Origin of the sequence: Streptomyces sp. NPDC059009 (assembly GCF_042740175.1) — a bacterium.
GTDB lineage: Bacteria > Actinomycetota > Actinomycetes > Streptomycetales > Streptomycetaceae > Streptomyces.
The window spans coordinates 1-21,624 of record NZ_JBHYJB010000017.1 but is presented as its reverse complement, the minus strand read 5'-3'; the positions used below and the strand labels follow the sequence as shown (position 1 = coordinate 21,624).

At 73.2% G+C, this 21,624-nt stretch carries 16 protein-coding genes and 1 riboswitch; of the genes, 8 read left to right on the top strand and 8 right to left on the bottom strand.

What is annotated here, in order from left to right; translation table 11 throughout:
- Positions 1–57 precede the first annotated feature (57 nt).
- The gene (locus ACFWYM_RS18540; RefSeq protein ID WP_384837658.1) at positions 58–1,839 is read right to left on the bottom strand and encodes a SpoIIE family protein phosphatase; all 1,782 of its coding nucleotides are present in this window, start codon (positions 1,837–1,839) and stop codon (positions 58–60) included.
- Positions 1,840–1,980: 141 nt separating this feature from the next.
- A complete protein-coding gene (locus tag ACFWYM_RS18535) occupies positions 1,981–2,874 on the bottom strand; it encodes a hypothetical protein (protein WP_384837655.1) in 894 nt (297 codons plus the stop codon).
- Between the two features lie 246 nt (positions 2,875–3,120).
- Here ACFWYM_RS18535 and ACFWYM_RS18530 point away from each other — a divergent pair, with 246 nt between their 5' ends.
- The 5 genes from ACFWYM_RS18530 to ACFWYM_RS18510 all read left to right on the top strand — a co-directional run bounded on the left by ACFWYM_RS18530 (position 3,121) and on the right by ACFWYM_RS18510 (position 9,451).
- Positions 3,121–3,906 (top strand): GntR family transcriptional regulator, encoded by a 786-nt coding sequence (locus tag ACFWYM_RS18530; RefSeq protein ID WP_384837653.1) that lies wholly within the window; start codon positions 3,121–3,123, stop codon positions 3,904–3,906.
- A gap of 211 nt (positions 3,907–4,117) precedes the next feature.
- Positions 4,118–5,230: a tryptophan--tRNA ligase gene (trpS, locus tag ACFWYM_RS18525; RefSeq protein ID WP_384837650.1), complete on the top strand. Its 1,113-nt coding sequence runs from the start codon at positions 4,118–4,120 to the stop codon at positions 5,228–5,230.
- Positions 5,230–7,155: an FUSC family protein gene (locus ACFWYM_RS18520; RefSeq protein ID WP_384837647.1), complete on the top strand. Its 1,926-nt coding sequence runs from the start codon at positions 5,230–5,232 to the stop codon at positions 7,153–7,155. Before trpS ends, ACFWYM_RS18520 begins: the two co-directional genes overlap by 1 nt.
- A gap of 96 nt (positions 7,156–7,251) precedes the next feature.
- A complete protein-coding gene (locus tag ACFWYM_RS18515; RefSeq protein ID WP_384837645.1) occupies positions 7,252–8,691 on the top strand; it encodes an MFS transporter in 1,440 nt (479 codons plus the stop codon).
- Positions 8,692–8,767: 76 nt separating this feature from the next.
- A complete protein-coding gene (locus tag ACFWYM_RS18510; RefSeq protein WP_384837642.1) occupies positions 8,768–9,451 on the top strand; it encodes a TetR/AcrR family transcriptional regulator in 684 nt (227 codons plus the stop codon).
- Here the strand turns inward: ACFWYM_RS18510 and ACFWYM_RS18505 are convergent.
- Entirely contained in the window at positions 9,438–10,982 is a 1,545-nt protein-coding gene (locus tag ACFWYM_RS18505; RefSeq protein WP_384837639.1) for an acyl-CoA synthetase, read from the bottom strand. The genes ACFWYM_RS18510 and ACFWYM_RS18505 overlap by 14 nt on opposite strands.
- A gap of 153 nt (positions 10,983–11,135) precedes the next feature.
- Here ACFWYM_RS18505 and ACFWYM_RS18500 point away from each other — a divergent pair, with 153 nt between their 5' ends.
- Positions 11,136–13,547, top strand: a complete 2,412-nt coding sequence (locus ACFWYM_RS18500; RefSeq protein WP_384838041.1) for a penicillin acylase family protein — start codon at positions 11,136–11,138, stop codon at positions 13,545–13,547.
- Between the two features lie 67 nt (positions 13,548–13,614).
- Here ACFWYM_RS18500 and ACFWYM_RS18495 read toward each other — a convergent pair whose 3' ends face one another.
- Positions 13,615–14,502: a bifunctional 5,10-methylenetetrahydrofolate dehydrogenase/5,10-methenyltetrahydrofolate cyclohydrolase gene (locus tag ACFWYM_RS18495; protein ID WP_384837637.1), complete on the bottom strand. Its 888-nt coding sequence runs from the start codon at positions 14,500–14,502 to the stop codon at positions 13,615–13,617.
- Positions 14,503–14,524: 22 nt separating this feature from the next.
- Positions 14,525–14,610: riboswitch (ZMP/ZTP riboswitch) on the bottom strand.
- Positions 14,611–14,759: 149 nt separating this feature from the next.
- Here ACFWYM_RS18495 and ACFWYM_RS18490 point away from each other — a divergent pair.
- The gene (locus ACFWYM_RS18490) at positions 14,760–15,026 is read left to right on the top strand and encodes a hypothetical protein (protein ID WP_384837634.1); all 267 of its coding nucleotides are present in this window, start codon (positions 14,760–14,762) and stop codon (positions 15,024–15,026) included.
- An 88-nt stretch (positions 15,027–15,114) separates the two neighbouring features.
- Here ACFWYM_RS18490 and ACFWYM_RS18485 read toward each other — a convergent pair whose 3' ends face one another.
- Both ACFWYM_RS18485 and ACFWYM_RS18480 read right to left on the bottom strand, forming a co-directional pair.
- A complete protein-coding gene (locus ACFWYM_RS18485; protein ID WP_384837632.1) occupies positions 15,115–16,680 on the bottom strand; it encodes an acyl-CoA synthetase in 1,566 nt (521 codons plus the stop codon).
- The gene (locus ACFWYM_RS18480; protein ID WP_384837630.1) at positions 16,677–17,789 is read right to left on the bottom strand and encodes an NAD(P)H-dependent flavin oxidoreductase; all 1,113 of its coding nucleotides are present in this window, start codon (positions 17,787–17,789) and stop codon (positions 16,677–16,679) included. Before ACFWYM_RS18480 ends, ACFWYM_RS18485 begins: the two co-directional genes overlap by 4 nt.
- Positions 17,790–17,937: 148 nt before the next feature.
- Between ACFWYM_RS18480 and ACFWYM_RS18475 the strand changes: the two genes are divergently transcribed.
- Positions 17,938–19,176 carry an FAD-dependent oxidoreductase gene (locus ACFWYM_RS18475; RefSeq protein WP_384837627.1) on the top strand — a complete coding sequence of 413 codons (1,239 nt, stop codon included), beginning with the start codon at positions 17,938–17,940 and terminating at the stop codon, positions 19,174–19,176.
- 14 nt (positions 19,177–19,190) lie between these two features.
- Here ACFWYM_RS18475 and ACFWYM_RS18470 read toward each other — a convergent pair whose 3' ends face one another.
- Positions 19,191–19,808 carry a TetR/AcrR family transcriptional regulator gene (locus ACFWYM_RS18470; RefSeq protein WP_384837624.1) on the bottom strand — a complete coding sequence of 206 codons (618 nt, stop codon included), beginning with the start codon at positions 19,806–19,808 and terminating at the stop codon, positions 19,191–19,193.
- 123 nt (positions 19,809–19,931) lie between these two features.
- Positions 19,932–21,476 carry a phytoene desaturase family protein gene (locus ACFWYM_RS18465; RefSeq protein ID WP_384837621.1) on the bottom strand — a complete coding sequence of 515 codons (1,545 nt, stop codon included), beginning with the start codon at positions 21,474–21,476 and terminating at the stop codon, positions 19,932–19,934.
- Positions 21,477–21,624: the final 148 nt, after the last annotated feature.

The following is a 21,624-nucleotide window of genomic DNA, read 5'->3' as shown; positions in this document are numbered from 1 at the left end:
GGCCCCTCCCCCAGGCCCGGCCCCTCCTCCAGGCCCGGCCCCTCCTCGAACGGGCGCTCAGCCCGCGGGCGTGGCGCGCTTCCGGGCCGCGAGCAGGGCGATGTCGTCGTGGGCCCGCCCGTCCGTCAGCTGGGCGAGGACGTCGTCGAGGATCTGCTCCAGGCCGTCCCCGGCGCCGAGCCGCAGGCGGGTCAGTCGGGCGAGCGAGGAGTCGATGTCCTCGCCCCTGCGCTCCACCAGACCGTCGGTGTAGAGCAGCAGGGTGCCGCCGGGCAGGGCGGGCCGCACGACGCTCCCGTAGCCGCCGAGCCCGGTGCCGAGCGGGGGTCCGGCCACTATCGGCAGCAGCTCGGCCTGGCCCTGCGGGGTGAGCCGGAGCGGTGGCAGATGGCCCGCGTTCGCGTACGTCATCGTGCCCGCGGCCGAGTCGCCGAGCGCGAGCAGACAGGTGGCGACGCGGTCGAAGCCGGAGGCCGCGACCATGTGGTCGGCCTGGGCGAGGACCTGGTGCGGCGGCAGTCCGGTGGCGGCGAGGGCGCGCAGCATGGACCGGTAGTGGCTCATGGCCACGGCCGCCTCCACCCCGTGCCCCATCACGTCCCCGATGACCAGGAGGTTGCGCCCCTGCGGCAGGGCGAGCGAGTCGAACCAGTCGCCGCCCACCACGGCGCTGTCGTCGGCGGGCAGATAGCGCGATGCCGTCTCCAGGTTCGGGTGCGGCACGGACGGTTCGCTGAGCAGGGCCCGCTGGAGTTCGAGGGCCATGGTGTGCTCCCGGGCGAACTGCAAGGAGCGCTCGAGCGCCCGCGACGCCCGCTCGGCGAGCTCCTCGGCCACCGCGGTGTCGTCGCGGGTGAAGGCGGGCGCGGGCCAGAGCCGGACCATCGCGAGCGTGCCGATCGTCCGCTCCCCGGTGGCCAGGGGCACGACCAGGACCGAGTGGACGCCCGCGGCGCGGTAGCGGGCGGCCCGCTCCTTGTCGGGGCCGGGCACGGGCCCGGTCATCGACAGGTTCCGCAGCAGGGGCCGCCCGCCCTCCAGACAGCGGCGCACCGGCGAGTCCGGGCCGTGATCGGTGTACTCGCCCCCGGCGCCGTCGTCGCCCCCGTAGATGAGTGGCCGCAGCTTCTCCCGGAACCCCTCCTGCGCGCTCACGGCCGCCCGCCGCAGCCGCGTGACGCCCGCCGGCACCCGGCAGGGCCGCCCCGGCACGTCCTCGACGACCAGCTCGACGGTCGCGCCGGTCGCGAGCCCCGGCACCACGAAGTCGGCGAGCTCCTGGCACGTGGTGTCGGTGTCCAGGGTGGTGCCGATCCGCGCCTCGGCGGTGTGCAGCCGGGTCATGCGCAGATGCGCGCGCTCCAGGTTCCGCAGGTACCGGCGCGGCTGGCTGACCTCCAGGCCGATGCCCACCACCCCGACGACCGCGCCGTCCGGGCCGCACAGCCGGTGGTACGTGCTGCGCCACACCCGGTGCTCGTACGTGGACATGGCCCGGGTGCGGCCCGAGCCGACCAGCTCACGGGGGCGCCCGTCGCGCAGCACCGCGCGCAGGGCCTCCTCGGGCCGGTGCACGTCGGGCACGACATCGGCGAGGGTGCGGCCCAGGTGTGCGGCGGCGGGGAGGCCGTTCATGCGGGCCATGCGCGGGTTGACGTACAGATAGCGGAGGCGGGTGTCGAGGACCGCGACGCCGGCCTGTGTGCCCTCCACGATCTGCCGCAGGATCCGGTACTCGCGGCCCAGTGGTGCGGCCGCGGCGGCCGCCCCCGCGGCCGCGAGCACCGTCTCGGGCGCCACGGACAGCAGGGGCCGCGGCGACGAGGAGTCCAGCTCCACCGGCGTCCTCCCGTCCGTGGCCCTGGCTCGTGCACCGAACCGGTATTCCATGATCCGACGGGGGTGGGCCGACCGCACGTCGCCCGGGCGCGGACCCGCCCGCGGGGGCGCGGACCCGCCCGCGGGCGCTGCCGCGGGGGCTCAGCCGCGCTTGCGGCCGTTGCGGCCCATGCGGTGCCAGGTGTGGCGGCGGCCGCGGATCGCCACCGAGTAGGCGTAGAGGAACTCGGGGTCCATGGCCCCGGCGACGTAGGCGTCGCCGATGTGGTGGGCGTCGACGCCGATCTCCTTGGCGTTCAGGGCGAGTTGGGGCACGAGGTTCTGGTGCGAGCCCTCCTGGCTGGTGCCGATGGTGCCCATGGCGATGGCCCCGGCTGCGTGGATGCCGCGCACGGCCTCGGCGGCGATCTCACGGGTGACGCCGGGCACGGTGCCGGGCAGCGGCACCAGGACGCCGTCGGCCCCGGCCTCGGCGACGGCCGTCATCCCGGCCGCGTCCAGGGGCTCGGAGCGCCCGGCCATGTGCATCTTGCCGGACCAGATCGCCGCGTCGTCGCCGAGCGCGGCGCGCAGCCGCTCACTGGTGCGGGCGATGTCGTCGAGGTCGGCGCCGGTGGCCGGGTTGGCGGTCACGCACAGCAGGGCGGCGCCCTGGTCGACGAGGCGGCGGGCGTTGTCGTCGGTGGCCTTGCGGCCGTCGGGCACGTCGCCCGGTTCGAGGTTGACGCCGATGGGGCGGCCCACGAAGTCGGCGAGGTCCGCGAGGGAGGCGAACTCGCCGAGGACGGGCAGGTTCCAGCGCTCGCCGTCGAAGACCTTCTCCAGCATGTTGAGGATGACGATGTCACCGCCGAAGGCGGCCACCAGCTCGATGTTGGAGACGCCGCCGGTCTCGTGCGCGCTGGCGAGCATCGCCGTGTTCGGCCAGACCTCGCCGACCACGGCGCGGCCCTCACTGGCGGCGACCGAGGCGGTCAGGGCGCGGCCGCGCAGGGCGGCCAGCCGGGTGCTGTCCAGGTCGAGGATGCGGGACATGAGGGGGTCCTTCCGGTCGGAGACGGCTGCCGGGCGGCCTCGGCGCGCTGCGCTGTGCGGCGGTTGCCGCGGTTGCTGCGGTTGCTGCGGTCGTGCTGCGGTGCGGTGCGATGCCGCGGTCCCGGCGTGGCGTGTTCCCCCCTGCCTGCCTCTCCAGATATACCAGAGCCATACCAGATAAAAGTCTGGTCCTCGGCCCCGCACCGACGGACCTTCGCCCCCGTACGACGGAAAGGCGTCCCCCCGATGTCCCCTGCTCCGCGAGCGCCCGGCCCGCCCGGCGCCCCGCGCTTCGACCCCGTCCCGGCGGACGGCGCCCAGCCCCCGTATCTCCTCGCGAAGCAGTCCCTGGCGCACGCCATCGCGACCGGCGCCCTCGCCCCCGGCCAGCGGCTGCCCTCCGAGCGGTATCTGTGCGAACAGCTCGCCGTCAGCCGCGTCACGCTGCGCCGCACCCTGACCGCGCTCAAGGAGGAGGGCCTCGTCGACTCGTCGCCCCGGCGCGGGTGGCGGGTCGCCGACGTCGGCTTCACGCACGCGGCGGACGCCTCGGCCCTCGCCGGGTTCGCGGACGTCAACCGCCGCCTCGGCCGCGCCGTCACCGCCCGCGTCCTGCTCGCCCGGACCCGCAAGGCACGCTCGGAGGAGGCCGAACGGCTCCAACTGCCCACCGGTACGGCCGTGTTCGAGCTGCACCGGCTGCGCTCCCTCGACGGGCTGCCGGTCTGTGTCTCGCACGACCTCGTCCCGGCCGCCGTGGCGCCCGCCCTCGCCGACGCCGACTTCACGAGCGCCTCCCTGTTCGCGCTCCTCGTCGCGGCCGGGCACGCCCCGGCGACCGCCCAGTACACGGCCCGCGCCGCCCTCGCCACCGCCCAGGAGCGGCGCCACCTCGACCTCTCCGCACCGGCGCCGGTCCTGCACACGACCCGCCTCTCCCACGACGCCGACGGCGCCCCGTGCGCCGACAGCCGGGAGACCTACCGGGCCGACCGGTACGAGCTGCGCGTGACTCTCGGCCGGGGGAAGTGAAGGGACAAAGACCCTGCGTCGCCCGCGCGTTCACGCGCTAGCATGTCCGTATGCCCAACGTGCCTTGTCTCTGCTGGTGGCGCTCCCTCTAGGAGCGGCCACCCACAAGGCATACCCCGGGCCGTTCACGCGGACGGTCCGGTCTGTGCTTCTTCCTCACAGCACCTGCCCGTCCGGCGGCGGCCTCCGACCCCGACGGCAGGAGAAGCTCATGAGCACCTCGACCCCTTCGACCGGCGCCACCGGCACGACCGGCGAGACCACCATCACCGGCCAGGCCGGTCCGGCCACCACGACCAGCCCGACCAGCACGGCCGAGCTGGAGGACCGGCTGCGACGCGAGCCAGGTTCCTTCCGCGTGCTGACCGGCGACCGCCCCACCGGCGCCCTCCACCTGGGCCACTACTTCGGCACGCTGCGCAACCGCGTCCGCCTCCAGGACCTGGGCGTGGACACGTACATCCTGGTGGCCGACTACCAGGTGCTGACCGACCGGGACATCGCCGACCACCTCGCCGAACACGTCGAGGACCTGGTCCTGGACTATCTGGCCTGCGGCATCGACCCCGAGCGGTCCACGGTCTTCGCGCACAGCGCCGTGCCCGCGCTCAACCAGCTGATGCTGCCATTCCTCTCGCTGGTCTCCTTCTCCGAACTGGGCCGCAACCCCACCGTCAAGGACGAGATCGCCCACTCCCGTCAGTCGGCGGTGAGCGGCCTGATGTTCACCTATCCGGTCCACCAGGCGTGCGACATCCTCTTCTGCAAGGCCAACGTGGTGCCCGTGGGACAGGACCAGTTGCCGCACCTCGAAGTGAGCCGCACCGTGGCCCGGCGCTTCAACTCCCGTTACGGACAGGTCTTTCCGGAGCCCGACGCGCTGCTCTCGGCCGCGCCGCTGCTGCTCGGCACGGACGGCACGAAGATGAGCAAGTCCCGGGGCAACGCGATCTCCCTGTCCGCGACCGCCGACGAGACCGCGCGGCTCATCAAGGGCGCGAAGACGGATGCGACGCGGCAGATCACATACGACCCGGAGCACCGGCCCGAGGTCTCCAGCCTCGTGCTGCTCGCCGCCCTGTGCCAGGACCGGGACCCGCACGAGGTCGCGAGGGAGATCGGCGACGGCGGCGGCGCCGCGCTCAAGCGGACCGTCACCGAGGCGGTCAACGAGCACCTCGCGCCGCTGCGGGCGCGCAGGGAGGAGTTCGCCGCGGACCGCTCGTACGTACGGAAGGTCCTGCGCACCGGCAACGAGCGGGCCAACGCCGTGGCCGAGGCCACCCTGGACGAGGTCCGGGCCGCGATGGACATGCGCTACTGATGACGGACCCGGCACACCCCCTGAACCCGTCCGCTCCCGCCTCCCCGCAGGTACCGCCGCCGTGGTGGCGGCACGCGCTGAGCGGGCGGCCCCATCCGGTCGACCGTGCCCTTGTGGTGCGCGGCGGGGCGGGCATCCTCGTCCCGCTCGCGGTGGGCCAGGCGACCGGCCATCCGGTGGCGGGCGCGGCCGCGGCGCTCGGTGCCTATGGCGCCGCCCTGGACGACGTCGGCTCCGGCTCCTACCGGGTGCGGGCGCTGTCCCTGTTCCTGCCCCAGCTCGGCGGCGCGGCCGGGCTGGCCCTCGGGCGTCTCACGGGTGGGCAGGCGTGGGCGGCGATCGTGCTGATGGCCGTGGTGGCCGTCGTCTCCGGGCTCATCTCCACGCTGGGGAGGGTCAGTTCGATGGCGGGCCTGGTGCTGCTGCTCGCCTCGATCATGGGCCTGGGCATGCCGCCGACGGGCCCGTGGTGGCAGCAGCCGCTCCTGTTCCTCGCCGGCGGGCTTCCCCTGATGCTGCTGTCCCTGGCCCCGTGGCCGCTGCGCCGCCACCGCGCGGAGCGGACGGCGGTCGCGGAGGCGTACCGGGCGGTGGCGGGGTTGCTGGAGGCGGGGCGGGAACGGGCTGCCGGCGGTACGTCGTCCGCCCCCGCACCCACCCCCTGGCCGCAGGCCCGCCGCGCCGTCACCGGTGCCATGAACCACGCCTACGACCTCCTCGTCGTACGGCGGCTGCGTCCGCCGAGGGACCGCTCCGTCCCGGCCGTCCTCACCGCGCGCCTCGACGCGCTGGTCGAGGTCATCGCCGCCGCGCCCGCCGTCCGGCACGCCGCGAGTCCGCCCCCGCCGGAGTACGTCCAGGCCCTGCGGTCCCTCGCCGACGCCATCGAACAGGGCGCCCCGGAGGCCGAGTTCGGGCGGCTCCCTGCGCCCCGCACCCCGGAGGACCGCGCCCTGCGCGCCGCCCTCGAACACACCGTCCTGGACGAAGCCGTCCCGGACGAAGCCGCCCCGGATGAAGGCGCCCTGGACGAAGGCGTCCGGTCCACCGGCCCGGCTCCGGTCGTCCATCGCCGCCTCGGCCCCCACACCCCCGTCCGCACCCGGCTGCGCACCGCTCTCGGCCGGACCCTGCGCGACCCCGAGTCCTGGCAGTACGCCCTGCGCCTGACCGCCTGCGTCACCGCCGCGCAGACGGTCGCCTCGCTCACCTCGCTCCCCCGGGCGCCCTGGCTCGTGCTCACCGTCGCGCTGATCGTCCGGCCCGACCTGGGCACCGTCACCGGGCGCACCCTGCTGCGCTGCCTGGGCACCGTGGGCGGGCTGCTCATCGGGTACGCGGCGCTCACCGTGCTGCCCGGTGCCTGGCCGCGCATCGCCGCCGTCGTGGTGCTCACCGCCACGCTGCAGGCCGTCGGGCGCCGCAACTACGCGCTCCAGACCATCTGCCTGACCCCCATCATGATCCTGCTGGCCGACCAGATGGGGCACCAGGGAACGACCCTGCTGGGCGCCCGGCTCGCCGACACCCTCGTGGGCTGCGCGATCGCCCTCGTCGTCGGCTATCTCCTCTGGCCCGAGCACCGCGCCCCGCATGTGCCGGACCGGCTCGCCGCCCTCCACCACGACCTCGCCGCCTACGCGGAGCACACCCGCACCCCCGCGCCCGACCCCCTCGACCAGCACCTGCTGCGCCGCCGCATCCACCGCCAACTCGCCGCCCTGCAGGAGGAGTTCCTGCGCGCCCGTACCGACCCCCGGCTCCGCGCCACCCTCGACCGGTACGAGCCGCTGCTCACCGAGGCCGCCGAGAAGGCCGAGCGCATCGCCGCCACGGCGGCCCGGCACCCCGGCCGGGGCACCGCCTCGCACACCACCTCCGACACGACCCCGCGCACGACCCCCCGCACCACCCCGCATCCCTGACGAACTTGTTCGCTACGAACATGTTCGTTATGGTGGACGTGTTCGTTCGCGCACCCGTGCGCGCCTCGCGTTCGCACCAGGAAAGGGGTGGTCGCCATGTCCACCGACACCACAACCGCCACGGCCTCCGCCTCCGGGCAGGCGGCCCCCGCACGGCTGTCCACCAAGGTGATGTGGGCGATCCTCGGCGTGGTCCTCGCGGCCGACGCCATGGACCTGCTCGACTCCACGCTCACCAACATCGCCGCGCCCACGATCGTCAAGGACATCGGCGGCGGCGAGGGCCTCATCAAGTGGCTCGGCTCCAGTTACGCGCTCGCGATGGGCGTGCTCCTGGTGCTCGGCGGGCGCCTCGGCGACAAGTTCGGGCAGCGCCGGGTCTTCCTCGTCGGGCTCGCCGGGTTCACGCTCGCCTCGGCCGCCTGCGGGCTCGCCGCGGACCCGGGCATGATCGTCGTGGCCCGCCTGTTCCAGGGCTCCTTCGGGGCGCTGATGATCCCCCAGGGCATCGCGATCATGACGCGGCACTTCGACCGCGACATGATGCGCAAGGCGTTCAGCATCTTCGGGCCGCTGCTCGGCGTGGCCACGGTCGGCGGGCCCGTGCTCGGCGGCTTCCTCGTGGACGCGGCCGGCTGGCGCTTCATGTTCCTGATCAACATCGTGCTCGGCGCCGCCGCCCTCGTCGCCGCCGTCCGCATCCTGCCCCGGGGCCGGGGCGAGCGGTCCACCGTCATCGACGGGATCGGCTCCGGGCTGCTCGCGCTCACCATGGGCACGCTGATGTTCGGTCTCATCGAGGGCTCCACCGACGGCTGGGGCGTGCTCCCCGTCGGCTGCCTCGTCGTCGGCGCGGTCGCCTTCGGTCTCTTCTGCCTCCGCCAGCGCACCGCCGCCGACCCGCTGCTGCGGCCCACGCTCCTGAAGAACCGGGGCTTCACCTCGGGCCTGATCATGGGCCTCGCGTACTTCGCCGTGGTCAGCGGCCTGATGTATGTGATCTCGCTCTTCCTCCAGGAAGGCATGGGCCGCACCCCGACCGGCGCCGCGCTCTCCCTCAGCCCCATCGCCGTCGGCATCATCATCTCGGCGTTCGCGGTGCGGCCGCTGATGCCGAGGCTCGGCCGGGGTCTCATCCTCGCGGGCCTCGTGCTCACCCTCCTCGGTGGCGCCTGGACCCTCGGGCTCGTCCTCGCGTACGGGACCGGGCTGAACGTGTGGGCGCTCGTCCCGGCGACGCTCCTGATCGGACTCGGCATGGGGTCCTGCTTCGGCACCCTCTTCGACATCGCCCTCGGTGACGTCAGCGCGGAGGAGGCCGGGAGCGCCAGCGGGTCGCTCAGCGCGATCCAGCAGCTGGCGAGCGCGATCGGCTCCGCCGTGATGACGACGGTCTTCTTCCACACGCTCGGCGGCGGCCAGGCGCACGCCATGACGGTCAGTCTGATCGTGATGCTCGCCGTCACCACGGGCTGCCTCGCCCTGGTCCGCCTCCTGCCCAAGGCGGCGCAGCCCGAGGGCGCGCACGCGGCGTGAGCGCACGCGGAGTGAGCGACAACCCCCGTTCGGGGCGAACCAGTTCGCCCCGAACATGTTCGATACGGTGGATCCCATGAGCCCGCGCACCCCCGCCCCCCGCAGCCGCCGCGAGCGGCCCGCCAAGCCCGCCCTCACCTACGACGGCATCGTCGCGACCGCCGTCCGGCTCATGGAGAGCGAGGGCCTGCAGCGCGTCACCATGCGCCGCCTGGCCCAGGAGCTCGACACCGGCCCGGCCTCCCTGTACGTGTACGTGGCGAACACCGCCGAGCTGCACGCCGCGATCCTCGAAGAGCTCCTCGGCGCGGTCGACCTCACCCCGGCCCGGGCGGACGGCGACTGGCGCGACCGGCTCGCCGCGGTCCTCGACTCGTACACGCGCGTCCTGTTCGACAACCCCAGCCTCGCCCACTCCGCCCTGGTCTCCCGCCCCTCGGGCCCCAACTACCTCTCCCTGGTCGAGGCGCTCCTGGCCCTCCTGCACGAGGGCGAGGTGCCCGACGCCCAGGCCGCGTGGGGGATCGACGTGCTGCTCCAGGTGGCCACCGCGACGGCGGCCGAGCACTCCACCCGCTCCCACTCCACGACGGCCGAGGGCGAGGACAACGCGATCGCCGCCGCCGTACGCGACGCCGACCCCGCCACCCACCCCCGCATCGCGGCCCTCGGCTCCGACCTGGTCTCCGGCTCCCCCGAGGAGCGCCTGGCGTGGATCTTCCGGGCGGTCATCAACGGCGCCCGGGTCACGCCCCGCTGAGCCGGTCCCGCAGCTCCCGCTTGAGGATCTTCCCGCTGGCGTTGCGCGGCAGTGCCTCCACGAACACGATGCGCTTGGGCACCTTGAAGTGGGCGAGCTTCTCGCGTGCGTGGGCGAGGAGTTCGGACTCGGAGAGGTCACCGAGGTCCCCCGGGTCCCTCTGGGCTCCCTTGCGGACGACCACCGCCGTCACGGCCTCGATCCAGCGGTCGTCCGGGAGCCCGATCACCGCGGCCTCGGCGACCCCCGGGTGCTGGTACAGGACGTCCTCGACCTGGCGTGAGGCCACCAGGACGCCGCCGGAGTTGATGACGTCCTTCACCCGGTCGACGACGGTGAAATAGCCCTCGGCGTCGCGCACCGCGAGGTCGCCCGAGTGGAACCAGCCGTCGCGGAACGCCCCCTCGGTCTCCGCGGGCTTGTCCCAGTAGCCCTCGCACAACTGCGGGGAGCGGTAGACCACTTCACCCTGCGTGCCGTCGGGCACCTCCTTGCCCGACTCGTCGACGACCCGGGCCTCCACGAACAGCACGGGCCGCCCGCAGGAGTCCATGCGGCCCTCGTGCTCCCCGGGGCCGAGGACCGTGGCGAGGGGGCCGATCTCGCTCTGGCCGAAGCAGTTGTAGAAGGCCAGGTCCGGGAGGCGGGCGCGCAGCCGCTCCAGTACCGGTACCGGCATGATCGACGCCCCGTAGTACGCCTTGCGCAGGGCGCTCAGGTCGCGGGTGGCGAAGTCGGGGTGGTTCGACAGGCCGATCCAGACCGTGGGCGGGGCGAAGAGGCTGTCGGCCCGGCCCGCCGCCACCAGGTCGAAGATCCGGCCGGCGTCGGGGGCGTCCAGGATCGTGTTCTCGGCGCCGACCGCCAGATAGGGCAGCAGGAAGACGTGCATCTGTGCCGAGTGGTACAGCGGCAGCGAGTGCACGGGCCGGTCGGTCTCCCTGAGGTCCAGGGCGTGCAGCGCGCTCACGTATTCGTGGACGAGGGCGCGGTGGGTCATCATCGCGCCCTTGGGGAGGGCCGTCGTGCCCGAGGTGTAGAGGAGTTGGGCCAGGTCCTCGGAAGAGGGCTGCGGGCCGTCGTAGGGAGCGGTCGCGGGGAGGCGGGCGAGGAGGGAGTCGTCGGTGTCGCGCAGCGGGAGGGTGCGCAGGGTGCCCGGGAGGCGGGGGGCGAGGTCCGGGTCGGTGAGGACCAGGGAGCTGCCCGACTGGCCGACGATGTACGCGAGTTCGTCGCCGGTGAGGTTCTGGTTGACCGGGACGTGCACCAGGCCCGCGCGGGCGCAGGCGAGGAAGCCGATCAGGTAGGCGTCCGAGTTGTGGGCGTAGGCGGCGACGCGGTCGCCGGCGGCAAGGCCCTCGTCGCGCAGGGCGCGGGCCGCGCGCGAGACGGCGTCGTCGAGTTCGGCGTAGGTCCAGGAACGGTCGCCGTAGTGGAGCGCCGCCCGCCGTGGCATGCGCCGCGCGCTGCGCCGCAGGACGCCGTCGACCGTGTTGTCGCGTACACCCGTCACACCTGTGAGGCCCGTCATGGCGTGATCCTCGGGGGCGTCGGGGACGCCGGTCAAGGGGGGTGCGGCGGCGCGAAAGACACGGGTCAACACGGTGTACCCACCAGTGACCTACCGCTTAGTATGCGCAACTGCACCTTCCGTCAGACGAGTTGGGAGGCACGAAGAGGCATGATGCGTACCCGCACCAGACGCTTGACGGCCACCGGCATCACCTTGTTGACCGCCGTGGCCCTGCTGCCCGCGTCGGCGCGCGCCGAGCCGGAGGACGGCGCGCGCCGCTCCGGCGGCGGCCTGTCCGCCACGATCCGCTACACCCAGTACGGCATTCCGCACATCGTCGCCAAGGACTACCGGAACCTCGGGTTCGGCACCGGCTGGGCGCAGGCCGCCGACCATGTGTGCACGCTCGCCGAGGGCTATGCGACGGTGCGCGGCGAGCGCTCGCGCTACTTCGGCAAGGACGGGAAGCCCGACGGCTCCCTGTCGTCGGCGACCACGAACCTCTCAAGTGACCTGTACTTCCGGGGCGTTCGGGACGCGGGCACGGTGGAGAAGCTCGTCGGGAAGCCCGCGCCCGCCGGGGCGAGCCGGGACTCGAAGGACCTGATGCGGGGCTTCGCCGCGGGCTACAACGCCTGGCTGCGGCAGAACCGCGTCACCGACCCGAAGTGCAAGGGCGCCGACTGGGTCAAGCGGATCGAGCCGCTGGACGTGGCCCGGATGGGCTTCGCGGTGCAGGTGCTCGGCGGGCAGGGGCGGGCCGTCGACGGCATCGCCGCCGCCACTCCCCCGGCCGCCGCGAGCGAGCGGCACGCGCCCGACCCGGCGAAGACCGGGAAGGCCGCGCGTGAGCTGCTGTCGACGGAGGACGCCGACATGGGTTCCAACGCGGTGGCGTTCAGCGGGAAGACCACGGCGAACGGACGCGGCCTGCTGCTCGGCAATCCGCACTACCCGTGGCACGGCGGCCGCCGCTTCTGGCAGTCACAGCAGACGATCCCCGGTGAACTGAACGTCTCCGGCGGCTCGTTGGTCGGCACGTCGGTCGTCAACATCGGCTTCAACGGCAACGTCGCCTGGAGCCACACCGTCGCGACCGGCACCACCCTGAACCTCCACCAGCTCACCCTCGACCCCGCGGACCCCACCGCGTATCTGGTCGACGGCAAGCCGGAGAAGATGACCCGCCGGACGGTCACGGTGCCCGACAAGAGCGGCACCCCGGTCACCCGCACCCAGTACTGGACCCGGTACGGCCCGGTCGTCGCGGGCCTCGGCGCCGATCTCCCGCTGACCTGGACGAAGACGACGGCGTACGCCCTCAACGACCCCAACGCGGTGAATCTGCGCGGCAACGACACCGACCTCGGCTTCGGCAGGGCCCGCTCCACCGCCGACATCCGGCGCTCCCTGCGCGACACCCAGGGCCTCCCCTGGGTGAACACCGTCGCCGCCGACCGCGCGGGCCACTCCCTGCTCAGCCAGTCGCAGGTGCTGCCGCGCATCACCGACGACCTGGCGGCGCGCTGCTCCACGCCGCTCGGCAAGGTCACCTATCCGCAGGCGGGCCTGGCGATCCTGGACGGTTCGCGCACCGACTGCGCGCTCGGCCGGGACAAGGACGCCCTGCAGCCCGGCATCTTCGGGCCGTCCCGGATGCCGACCCTCAAGGACGCGCCGTACGTCGAGAACTCCAACAACAGCGCCTGGCTCACCAACGCCGACCACCCGCTCACCGGCTACGAGCGGATCTTCGGGGACATCGGTACGCAGCGCTCCCTGCGCACGCGCGGCGCCATCGAGGACGTCTCGGCGATGGCGAAGAAGGGCAGGCTGACCGTCTCCGACCTGCAGAAGCAGCAGTTCGCGGACCGGGTGCCCGCCGGTGACCTGGCCGCCGCGGATGTCGCGCGCGCCTGTGCGGCGCTGCCCGGCGGGACGGCAACGGGCAGTGACGGCAAGCCCGTCGACGTACGCACGGCGTGCGCGGCGCTCGCCTCCTGGGACCACGCGATGACGACGAAGAGCCGGGGTGCACTGCTCTTCGACCGCTTCTGGCGCAGGTTCACGGCCACGGTGCCGAAGGCCGAGCAGTGGAAGGTGCCGTTCTCGGCGGCCGACCCGGTGCGCACCCCGAACACGGTCAACACCGACGCGAAGGGCTTCACGGCCGCCCTCGCCGACACGGTCACGGAGCTGACCGGCGCGGGCATCGCCCTGGACGCCCCGCTCGGCGGGAACCAGTTCGTCACGCGCGGCGGGAAGCGGCTGCCCGTGCACGGCGGCACGGAGGGGCTCGGCGTCTGGAACAAGGTCGAGGCCGACTGGGACGCCCGGGGCGGCGGCTACACCGAGGTCCAGCACGGCTCCAGCCACATCCAGGCCGTCGGCTGGGACAAGGGCCGCTGCCCCGAGGCCCGCACGCTCCTGACCTACTCCCAGTCCCCGAATCCCGGCTCCGCCCACTTCAGGGACCAGACGGAGCTGTTCTCGCAGGGCCGCTGGGTGACGTCGCGGTTCTGCGAGAAGGACATCCTGAGCGACCCGGAGCTGACGGTGCAGCGGGTGCGCGAGCGCCACTGACCGACCACTCGTCCGATACGGGTATCGGCCCGCCCTCTCCCGTACCGAGAGGGCGGGCCGACTCCCGTCAGCCGAGGCCGAGTTGGCGCTGTGCGGCCTCCACCGTCTGGGCGAGGAGCACGGCGATGGTCATGGGCCCGACGCCACCGGGCACGGGCGTGATGAGGCTTGCCCGCTCCCGGGCGGCGTCGAAGTCGACGTCTCCGACATTTCCCGGGTTGTAGCCGGCGTCGATCACGACGGCGCCCGGCTTGATGTCCGCACCGGCGATGAAGCGCGGCCGGCCGACGGCGGCGAGCAGGACGTCGGCCTCGCGCACGATCGCGGAGAGGTCGGTGGTGCGGGAGTGGCAGTACGTGACAGTGGCGTCCCGGCCGAGCAGGAGCAGGCCCGCGGGCTTGCCGAGGATGGCGCTGCGCCCGACGACGACGGCGTGCTTGCCGGTCAGGTCGACGTCGTACGCGTCGAGGAGCCGCATGATCCCGCCGGGCGTGCAGGAGACGAAGCCGGGCAGGCCGAAGCCCATAGCCGCGAAGGAGTGCATGGTGACGCCGTCGACGTCCTTGGCCGGATCGATGGCCTCGAAGGCGGCGCGCTCGTCGATGTGCGGTCCGACGGGGTGCTGGAGCAGGATGCCGTGCACGTCCGGATCCGCCGACAGGGCGCCGATCGTGTCGACCAGCTCGGCGGTGCCGACGGAGGCGGGCAGGGCGACGTGCCGCGAGGTGATGCCCGCCTTCTCGCAGCGGGCGCGCTTCATCCGGACGTACGTCACCGAGGCCGGGTCCTCGCCGACCAGGACGGTCGCCAGACAGGGGGACGTACCGGTACGCCGCCTGATGTCGGCGGCGGCCTCCGCGCTCGACGCGACGATGCTCCGGGCGAGTCCGGTGCCGTCCATGAGCCGGGCCGAGCGCTGATCCGACGGCTGGGCCGACTGCTGTATGCGGGCCATGTGCCACTCCTGAGCCTCATAGGTGAGTCGCCCAGGCGCACGGCATCGGCATGGAGCCGGGCCGCTCCCCGGTGGTGCTCCACCTCAGCGCCAGTCACGGCCCGCGGCCATCGTAGTCGGCCCGGGCAACGGCCCACCCGATGGGACCTTCGCCTCATGCGCAGGACCCCGGGCGACGCGAGAATGACGGAACCGACCAACGACTCCCGGCCGGCGATCCCGGCCGGCGATCCGGCCACGAGCGGAAAGGCAGACCGGTGACCACCCCGGCCAACGGCTACACCCACTACGCGAAGCCCGCGCAGTTCCTCCTCAAGAACGAAGAGGTCCACCTGGGCGGCCACTGGTATCGGGCGAAGCGGGTCACGGTGCTGCGCGACCGGGTCAAGGTCACGTTCGACGGCGGGCACGTCCGCGAGTACGCCCCGCACGAGTCGTTCCCCGTGCGCCGCCCCGCGCAGTGGATCGCGCCGCAGCACACGGGGGTCGCGTGGGGGATGCCGGGCGGGGCGGGCCGGCGGTAGCCGGCGCCGCACTACCGGTCCTCGCCATCGGCCCTCGCCATCGGCCCTCACGGACCGGGGTGAGCCGGGCTCCCTCGCCAGGGGCGGCTCAGACGGCGCGCTCCCGTCCCTCCCAGTACGGGTCCCGCAGCCGCCTCTTGTACAGCTTGCCGTTCGGGTCGCGGGGCATCGTCTCGATGAAGTCGACGCTCTTGGGGCGCTTGTAGCCCGCGAGTTGGCTCTCGCAGTGGGCGAGTATCTCCGCCGCGAGGGCCTCCCCGGCCTCGTGTCCCTCGGCGACCTCGACGACGGCCTTGACCTGCTCGCCCCAGTCGTCGTGCGGGATGCCGAACGCGGCGGCGTCGGCGACGGCGGGGTGGGTCAGGAGTCCGGCCTCGATCTCGGCGGGGTAGATGTTGACGCCGCCCGAGATGATCATGTCGATCTTGCGGTCGCGCAGGAAGAGGTAGCCGTCCTCGTCGAGCACGCCGAGGTCGCCGACCGTGAAGAAGTCGCCGATGCGGTTCTTCTTCGTCTTGGCCTCGTCCTTGTGGTACGAGAATCCGCCGGTCCTCATCTTCATGTAGACCGTGCCCAGTTCACCGGCGGGCAGCTGGTTGCCGTCGTCGTCGTAGACCGCCAACTCGCTGATGGGCCACGCCTTTCCGACCGTGCCCGGCTTCTTCAGCCAGTCCTCGGCCGTCGCGAAGGCGCCGCCGCCCTCGCTGGCCGCGTAGTACTCCTCCACGCAGCTGCCCCACCAGTCGATCATGCCGCGCTTGACGTGGTCGGGGCAGGGCGCGGCGCCGTGGATCGCATGCCGCATCGAGGACACGTCGTAACGGTCCTTGGTCTCCTGCGGGAGGGCGAGGAGGCGGTGGAACTGGGTCGGCACCATGTGTGTGTGCGTGCACTTGTATGTGTCGATGACGCGCAGCATCTCCTCGGGCGTCCACTTGTCCATGAGGACGACGGGGTGCCCGATGTTCAGGGCGGCGCCCGCGAACTGGAGCACGGCCGTGTGGTAGAGCGGCGAGCAGACGAGGTGGACGTTGTCGTCGAACGGCTTGATGCCGAAGATGCCGAGGAAGCCGCCGAGGTACGCCTCCTCGGGGAGCTTGCCCTGCAGCGGCCTGCGGATGCCGCGGGGACGTCCCGTCGTACCGGAGGTGTAATTCATGACCCAGCCGAGGGTCCGGTCTGTGGGCGGCAACCCGCTCTGCCCGTCGAGGAGTTCGGCGTAGGGCCGGAAGGTGTCGACGGAGCCGACGGCGTAGCGGTGCGTCTCGGGCAGCCCGGCCTCGTCGGCGGCGGCCCGCGCCTGCTCGGCGAAGCGCTCGTGCGCGATCAGCACCTTGGCGCCGGAGTCGGAGACGATCCAGGCGATCTCCGGGCCGACCAGGTGGTGGTTGACGGGGACGAGGTAGAACCCGGCCTGGGAGGCGGCGAGATACGCGGCGAAGAACTCGACGCTGTTCGGCAGGACGACGGCGAACACGTCACCCTTCTCGAGACCCGCCGCCCGCAGCCCGTGCACCAGCTGGTTCACGGCGGCGTGCAGCCGTCCCGCGCTCCACTCCTCCCCGTCGGGTGCGGTCAGGACGGTGCGGTCGGGGTCGGCCGTGGCCTGGGCCCAGAAGCCGTTGGGCGGGGTCGAAGTGCTCACCGTGCTCATGCCTTGTCGCTCCTTCCGGCGATGCGGTTGACGCGGTCGATGGCGCGCTCGAAGCCACGCGTCAGGTCGTCGAAGACCGCCTGCACGCTGCGTTCGCTGTTCATCCGGCCGACGATCTGTCCGACGGGGGTGCCGAGCAGGGCGTCCACCTCGTACTTCTGGATCCGGGACACGGCCTCGGCGACGAGCAGGCCCTGCAGGGGCATCGGCAGCGTGCCGGGTCCGGCCGGGTCGTCCCAGGCGTCGGTCCATTCGGTACGCAGCTGCCGCGCGGGCTTGCCCGTGAGGGCGCGCGAGCGGACGGTGTCCCCGGAGCCCGCGGCGATCAACTTCCGGGTCAGGGCGGGCGAGTGGAGGTCGGCCTCGGTCGTGGTCAGCCAGAGCGAGCCGAGCCAGACGCCCTGTGCGCCGAGGGCGAGAGCGGCGGCGATCTGCTGTCCGCTGCCGATGCCCCCGGCGGCGAGGACCGGCAACGGGTCGACGGCCTCGACGGCTTCGGGCGTGAGCACCATGGAGGCGATCTCGCCGGTGTGCCCGCCCGCCTCGTAGCCCTGCGCCACGACGATGTCGATGCCCGCCTCCGCGTGCTTCTGCGCGTGCCGGGCGCTGCCCGCGAGCGCCGCGACGAGGACGCCGTGGTTGTGGGCGCGCTCGATGACGTCGGCGGGCGGTGAACCCAGCGCGTTGGCGAGGAGTTTGATGGGGTAGTCGAAGGCGACGTCGAGCTGGTTGCGGGCGACCTGCTCCATCCAGCCGGTGATGCGCCAGCCGGACGCCTCGCCCTCGGGGAGCTCGGGCACGCCGTGCTTGGCGAGGGTCTCCCGGACGAACTGCCGGTGCCCCTCGGGGATCATCGCCTCGACGTCGGCCTCGGAGACGCCCTCGACCTTCTTGGCGGGCATGACGACGTCGAGACCGTACGGCCTGCCGTCCGCGTGCTCCTGCATCCAGTCGAGGTCGCGGGCCAGGTCGTCGGGCGCCGTGTACCGCACCGCGCCGAGCACACCGAAGCCGCCGGCCCTGCTGATGGCGGCTGCCACGGCGGGGAACGGCGTGAAGCCGAAGATGGCGTGCTCGACTCCCAGTTTCTTGCTCAGCTCCGTCTGCATGGGCGCAGGATGCCGCAGCCGTCCGGACGACGGAAGAGATTTTCTGATGCAGTGTCAGATTCTTTGACCGGGCGGGGAACTGACCGAGCGGTCAGTCTTCTGACCGATCGGTTAGTCTGGGGCGCACGCTCCCAGGGAGGGAAGAGAAATGGAACGTACGACGTGCTGTGTCGTCGGCGGCGGCCCCGCGGGCATGATGCTCGGACTGCTCCTCGCCCGGGCCGAGCTCGACGTCACCGTCCTGGAGAAGCACGGGGACTTCCTGCGCGACTTCCGCGGGGACACCGTGCACCCCTCGACGCTGCGCCTGCTCGACGAACTCGGCCTGGGCGAACGCTTCGCGCGGCTGCCTGCCCGCAGGCTGCACGAGATGCGCATGCACATCGACGACGCCACGGTCGTCGCGGGCGATCTGCGCCGCATCCCCGGCCGGCACAAGTACATCGCGATGGTCCCGCAGTGGGACTTCCTCGACCTGCTCGCGGGCGCGGCCGCCGAGGAGCCGTCCTTCACGCTGCGGATGCGCACGGCCGTGACGGGACTGCGCAGGGACGCCGCCGGGCGCGTGACGGGGGTCCACTACACCGACCACGGCGACGGGGACGGCACGCCCGGGGAGCTCGCCGCGGACCTGACCGTGGCCTGCGACGGGCGGGACTCACTGGTGCGCCGGGAGGCGGGCCTGACGCCCGCCTCCTTCGAAGTCCCCATGGACGTATGGCAGGTTCGGGTGCCCGCGCCGCGCGACGCGGTCAAGGAGGGCCGGGTCTTCCTCAGCATCCGGGACGGCCAGGTCGCCGCCACCATGGACCGCGGCGACTACTACCAGACCTCCTACCTCATCAAGAAGGGCACCGACGCCGAGCTGCGCGCCCAGGGCATCGACCGGTTCCGCGAGCGGCTCGGCTCACTGCTCGGCTGGGACATGGAGGCCATGGCGGAGATCCGCTCCTGGGACGACGTGAAGCTCCTGGAGGTCACCATGGGGCGGCTCGCCCGCTGGCACCGGCCGGGGCTCCTGTGCATCGGGGACGCCGCGCACATCATGTCGCCGGTCGGCGGGGTCGGCGTCAACCTCGCCGTCCAGGACGCCGTCGCCGCCGCGCGCATCCTCGCCGGGCCGCTGCGGAGCGGCTCGGTGCGCGGGCGCGACCTGGAGCGGGTGCAGAAGCGCCGCACACTGCCCACCACCTTCACACAGAAGTCCCAACTGGGCGAGCACGCCATGCTGTTGAGGCCCGCCCTGAAGGGGACGCTGCGGGGTGACCGGCTGCCGTTGCCGCTCCGGCTGCTGCGTGCGGTGCCCGCGCTGCGGACCGTCGCGGGGTACCTGGGTGGGGTGGGCGTACGGCCGGAGCACGCGCCGTCGTTCGCACGCCGCCCGTGACACGGGCACCGCGGCTACTGATGCCGCTCGATCGCGTGGAGCGTGAACGTCACCAGTTCGTCGGCCGCCGCGTCCAGGTCGAGTCCGGGGTGGGCGAGCCAGTGCGCGATCACGCCGTCGATGGCGCCGCCGATCGCCAGGGCCACCGCCCGCGGCTCGAACTCCCGGAAGCCGCCGCCCCGCTGGCCCGCCGCGAGCAGCTCCGCCAGGGCCTGCCGGCGGTCCGCCGTGTCGTGGCCGCCGGGGGTCTTGAGGCGGGTGCCGCCCGCGTCGTCGAGGAGCGTCTCGGTGATCACGCGGACGTGGCGGCGGTGGGCCTGCTGGTAGCCCACCATCGCGCGGACGTAGGCGATGACGGCGGCGCGGGGGTCGGACTCGGCGGCCACCTTCTCGTTCACGTACGCCGTGAACTGCTCCAGGACGTGGGCGAACGCGGCCTGGGTGAGCTGGTCCTTGGAGGAGAAGTGGTAGAGGACCGCGGCCTTGGACAGGCCCGCGCGCTCGGCGATCGCCGCGAGCGACGTCGCGGGCCTGCCCTTGGTGGCGATCAGGTCGATGGTGCACTCGATGAGCTGGGCGCGGCGGGCCTGCTCGGTGAAGGTGGGGGCGGCGCCCCCGCGGCGGGAAGCCATCGCGGCGCCCCCTTTCTGAGCTCCTGAGCCGGGCCCTGTCCTGCGTACGGCCGACCGGGCCGATCGATCGACCGTCGACCCGACCAGGCCGATCGATCGACTGTCGACCGTACACGCCCCCTGCTACTCCCCCAGCACCGCCATCGCCGCGTTGTGCCCCGGCACCCCGCTGACGCCGCCGCCGCGCACCGCGCCCGCCCCGCACAGCAGGACGTTGGCGTGCGCGGTCTCCACGCCCCAACGGCCCGTGCCCTCCTGGGCGTACGGGAAGGCGAGGTCACGGTGGAAGATGTTGCCGCCGGGCAGCCGCAGATCACGCTCCAGATCGAGCGGGGTCTTCGCCTCGATGCAGGGGCGGCCCTCGGCGTCGGTGGCGAGGCAGTCGGCGACCGGCTCGGCCAGGTGCGCGTCGAGCTGCGCGAGGGTCGCCTTGAGCAGCTCCGCGCGGACAGCGTCGTTGTCGTCGGCGAAGAGCCGGGCGGGTGCGTGCAGGCCGAAGAGCGTGAGGGTCTGGTAGCCGCGCTCGACAAGCTCGTCGCCGAGGATCGAGGGGTCCGTGAGGGAGTGGCAGTAGATCTCGGAGGGCGGCGCGGCGGGCAGCCGGCCGGAGGCGGCCTGGGCGTGGGCGGCCGCCAACTCCTCATACCCCTCCGCAATATGGAACGTCCCGGCGAACGCCTCGGCCGGGTCCACGGAGGTGTCGCGCAGGCGCGGCAGCCGGGTCAGGAGCATGTTGACCTTGAGCTGGGCGCCCTCGGCGGGGGCGGGCGGGGCGTCGCCGGTGAGTTCGGCGAGGGCCTGCGGCGAGGCGCCGACCAGGACGTGGCGGGCGGCGACGGTGCCCTCGCCGTCGGCGGTGCGATAGGTGACCTCGGCGGTCTGCCCGTCCGTCTCGATACGGGTCGCCTCGTGGCCGGTGGCGAGGCGGGCGCCCGCCGCCCGGGCCGCGTCCGCGATGGCCGTGGTGAGGGCGCCCATGCCGCCGACGGGCACGTCCCAGGCGCCGGTGCCGCCGCCGATGACGTGGTACAGGAAGCAGCGGTTCTGGCGCAGCGAGGGGTCGTGGGCGTCGGCGAACGTGCCGATCAGCGCGTCGGTGAGGACGACGCCTCGTACGAGGTCGTCGGTGAAGCGCTCCTCGACGGCGACGCCGATGGGCTCTTCGAAGAGGGCGCGCCAGGCGGTCTCGTCGTCGACGCGGCGGCGCAGTTCGTCGCGCGTGGGCAACGGCTCGGTGAGGGTCGGGAAGACGCGCTCGGCGAGCCGCCCGGTCATGCCGTAGAAGCGCCGCCACTCCTCGTACTCCCGCTCGCCGCCGGTCAGCCGCGCGAACGCCTTGCGGGTGCGGGCGTCGCCGCCGCCGACCAGCAGGCCGGTGGGCCGCCCGGCCCGCTCGGTCGGGGTGTACGAGGAGACGGTGCGGGTGCGCACGCGGAAGTCCAGGTCCAGGTCCCGGACGATCTTCCGGGGCAGCAGGCTCACGAGGTACGAGTAGCGGGAGAGCCGTGCGTCGAGCCCGGCGAAGGGGTTGGTGGAGACCGCGGCGCCGCCGGTGCGGGTGAGCCGCTCCAGGAGCAGGACGCTGCGCCCCGCGCGGGCCAGATAGGCGGCGGCGACCAGGCCGTTGTGGCCGCCGCCGACGATGACGGCGTCATAGCGAGTGGGCATGATCCTTCGTAGCACGGAATCGTTCGGGCCCCCTCCCCCCTGCGGGGCCTTTCCCCAATCCCGCCCCTTCCCGAAACGGCGACTCCGTCGCCCCTGAGACGCCCTCCTGGGGGCTGCGCCCCCAGACCCCCATCGGCCTGAACGGCCT

Bases quoted from the DNA above. Each gene is read 5' to 3' on its own strand.
- ACFWYM_RS18535 (WP_384837655.1), bottom strand. From the start codon at position 2,874: ATGTCCCGCATCCTCGACCTGGACAGCACCCGGCTGGCCGCCCTGCGC.
- ACFWYM_RS18530 (WP_384837653.1), top strand. From the start codon at position 3,121: ATGTCCCCTGCTCCGCGAGCGCCCGGCCCGCCCGGCGCCCCGCGCTTC.
- trpS (WP_384837650.1), top strand. From the start codon at position 4,118: ATGAGCACCTCGACCCCTTCGACCGGCGCCACCGGCACGACCGGCGAG.
- ACFWYM_RS18520 (WP_384837647.1), top strand. From the start codon at position 5,230: ATGACGGACCCGGCACACCCCCTGAACCCGTCCGCTCCCGCCTCCCCG.
- ACFWYM_RS18515 (WP_384837645.1), top strand. From the start codon at position 7,252: ATGTCCACCGACACCACAACCGCCACGGCCTCCGCCTCCGGGCAGGCG.
- ACFWYM_RS18510 (WP_384837642.1), top strand. From the start codon at position 8,768: ATGAGCCCGCGCACCCCCGCCCCCCGCAGCCGCCGCGAGCGGCCCGCC.
- ACFWYM_RS18505 (WP_384837639.1), bottom strand. From the start codon at position 10,982: ATGACGGGCCTCACAGGTGTGACGGGTGTACGCGACAACACGGTCGAC.
- ACFWYM_RS18500 (WP_384838041.1), top strand. From the start codon at position 11,136: ATGCGTACCCGCACCAGACGCTTGACGGCCACCGGCATCACCTTGTTG.
- ACFWYM_RS18495 (WP_384837637.1), bottom strand. From the start codon at position 14,502: ATGGCCCGCATACAGCAGTCGGCCCAGCCGTCGGATCAGCGCTCGGCC.
- ACFWYM_RS18485 (WP_384837632.1), bottom strand. From the start codon at position 16,680: ATGAGCACGGTGAGCACTTCGACCCCGCCCAACGGCTTCTGGGCCCAG.
- ACFWYM_RS18480 (WP_384837630.1), bottom strand. From the start codon at position 17,789: ATGCAGACGGAGCTGAGCAAGAAACTGGGAGTCGAGCACGCCATCTTC.
- ACFWYM_RS18475 (WP_384837627.1), top strand. From the start codon at position 17,938: ATGGAACGTACGACGTGCTGTGTCGTCGGCGGCGGCCCCGCGGGCATG.
- ACFWYM_RS18470 (WP_384837624.1), bottom strand. From the start codon at position 19,808: ATGGCTTCCCGCCGCGGGGGCGCCGCCCCCACCTTCACCGAGCAGGCC.
- ACFWYM_RS18465 (WP_384837621.1), bottom strand. From the start codon at position 21,476: ATGCCCACTCGCTATGACGCCGTCATCGTCGGCGGCGGCCACAACGGC.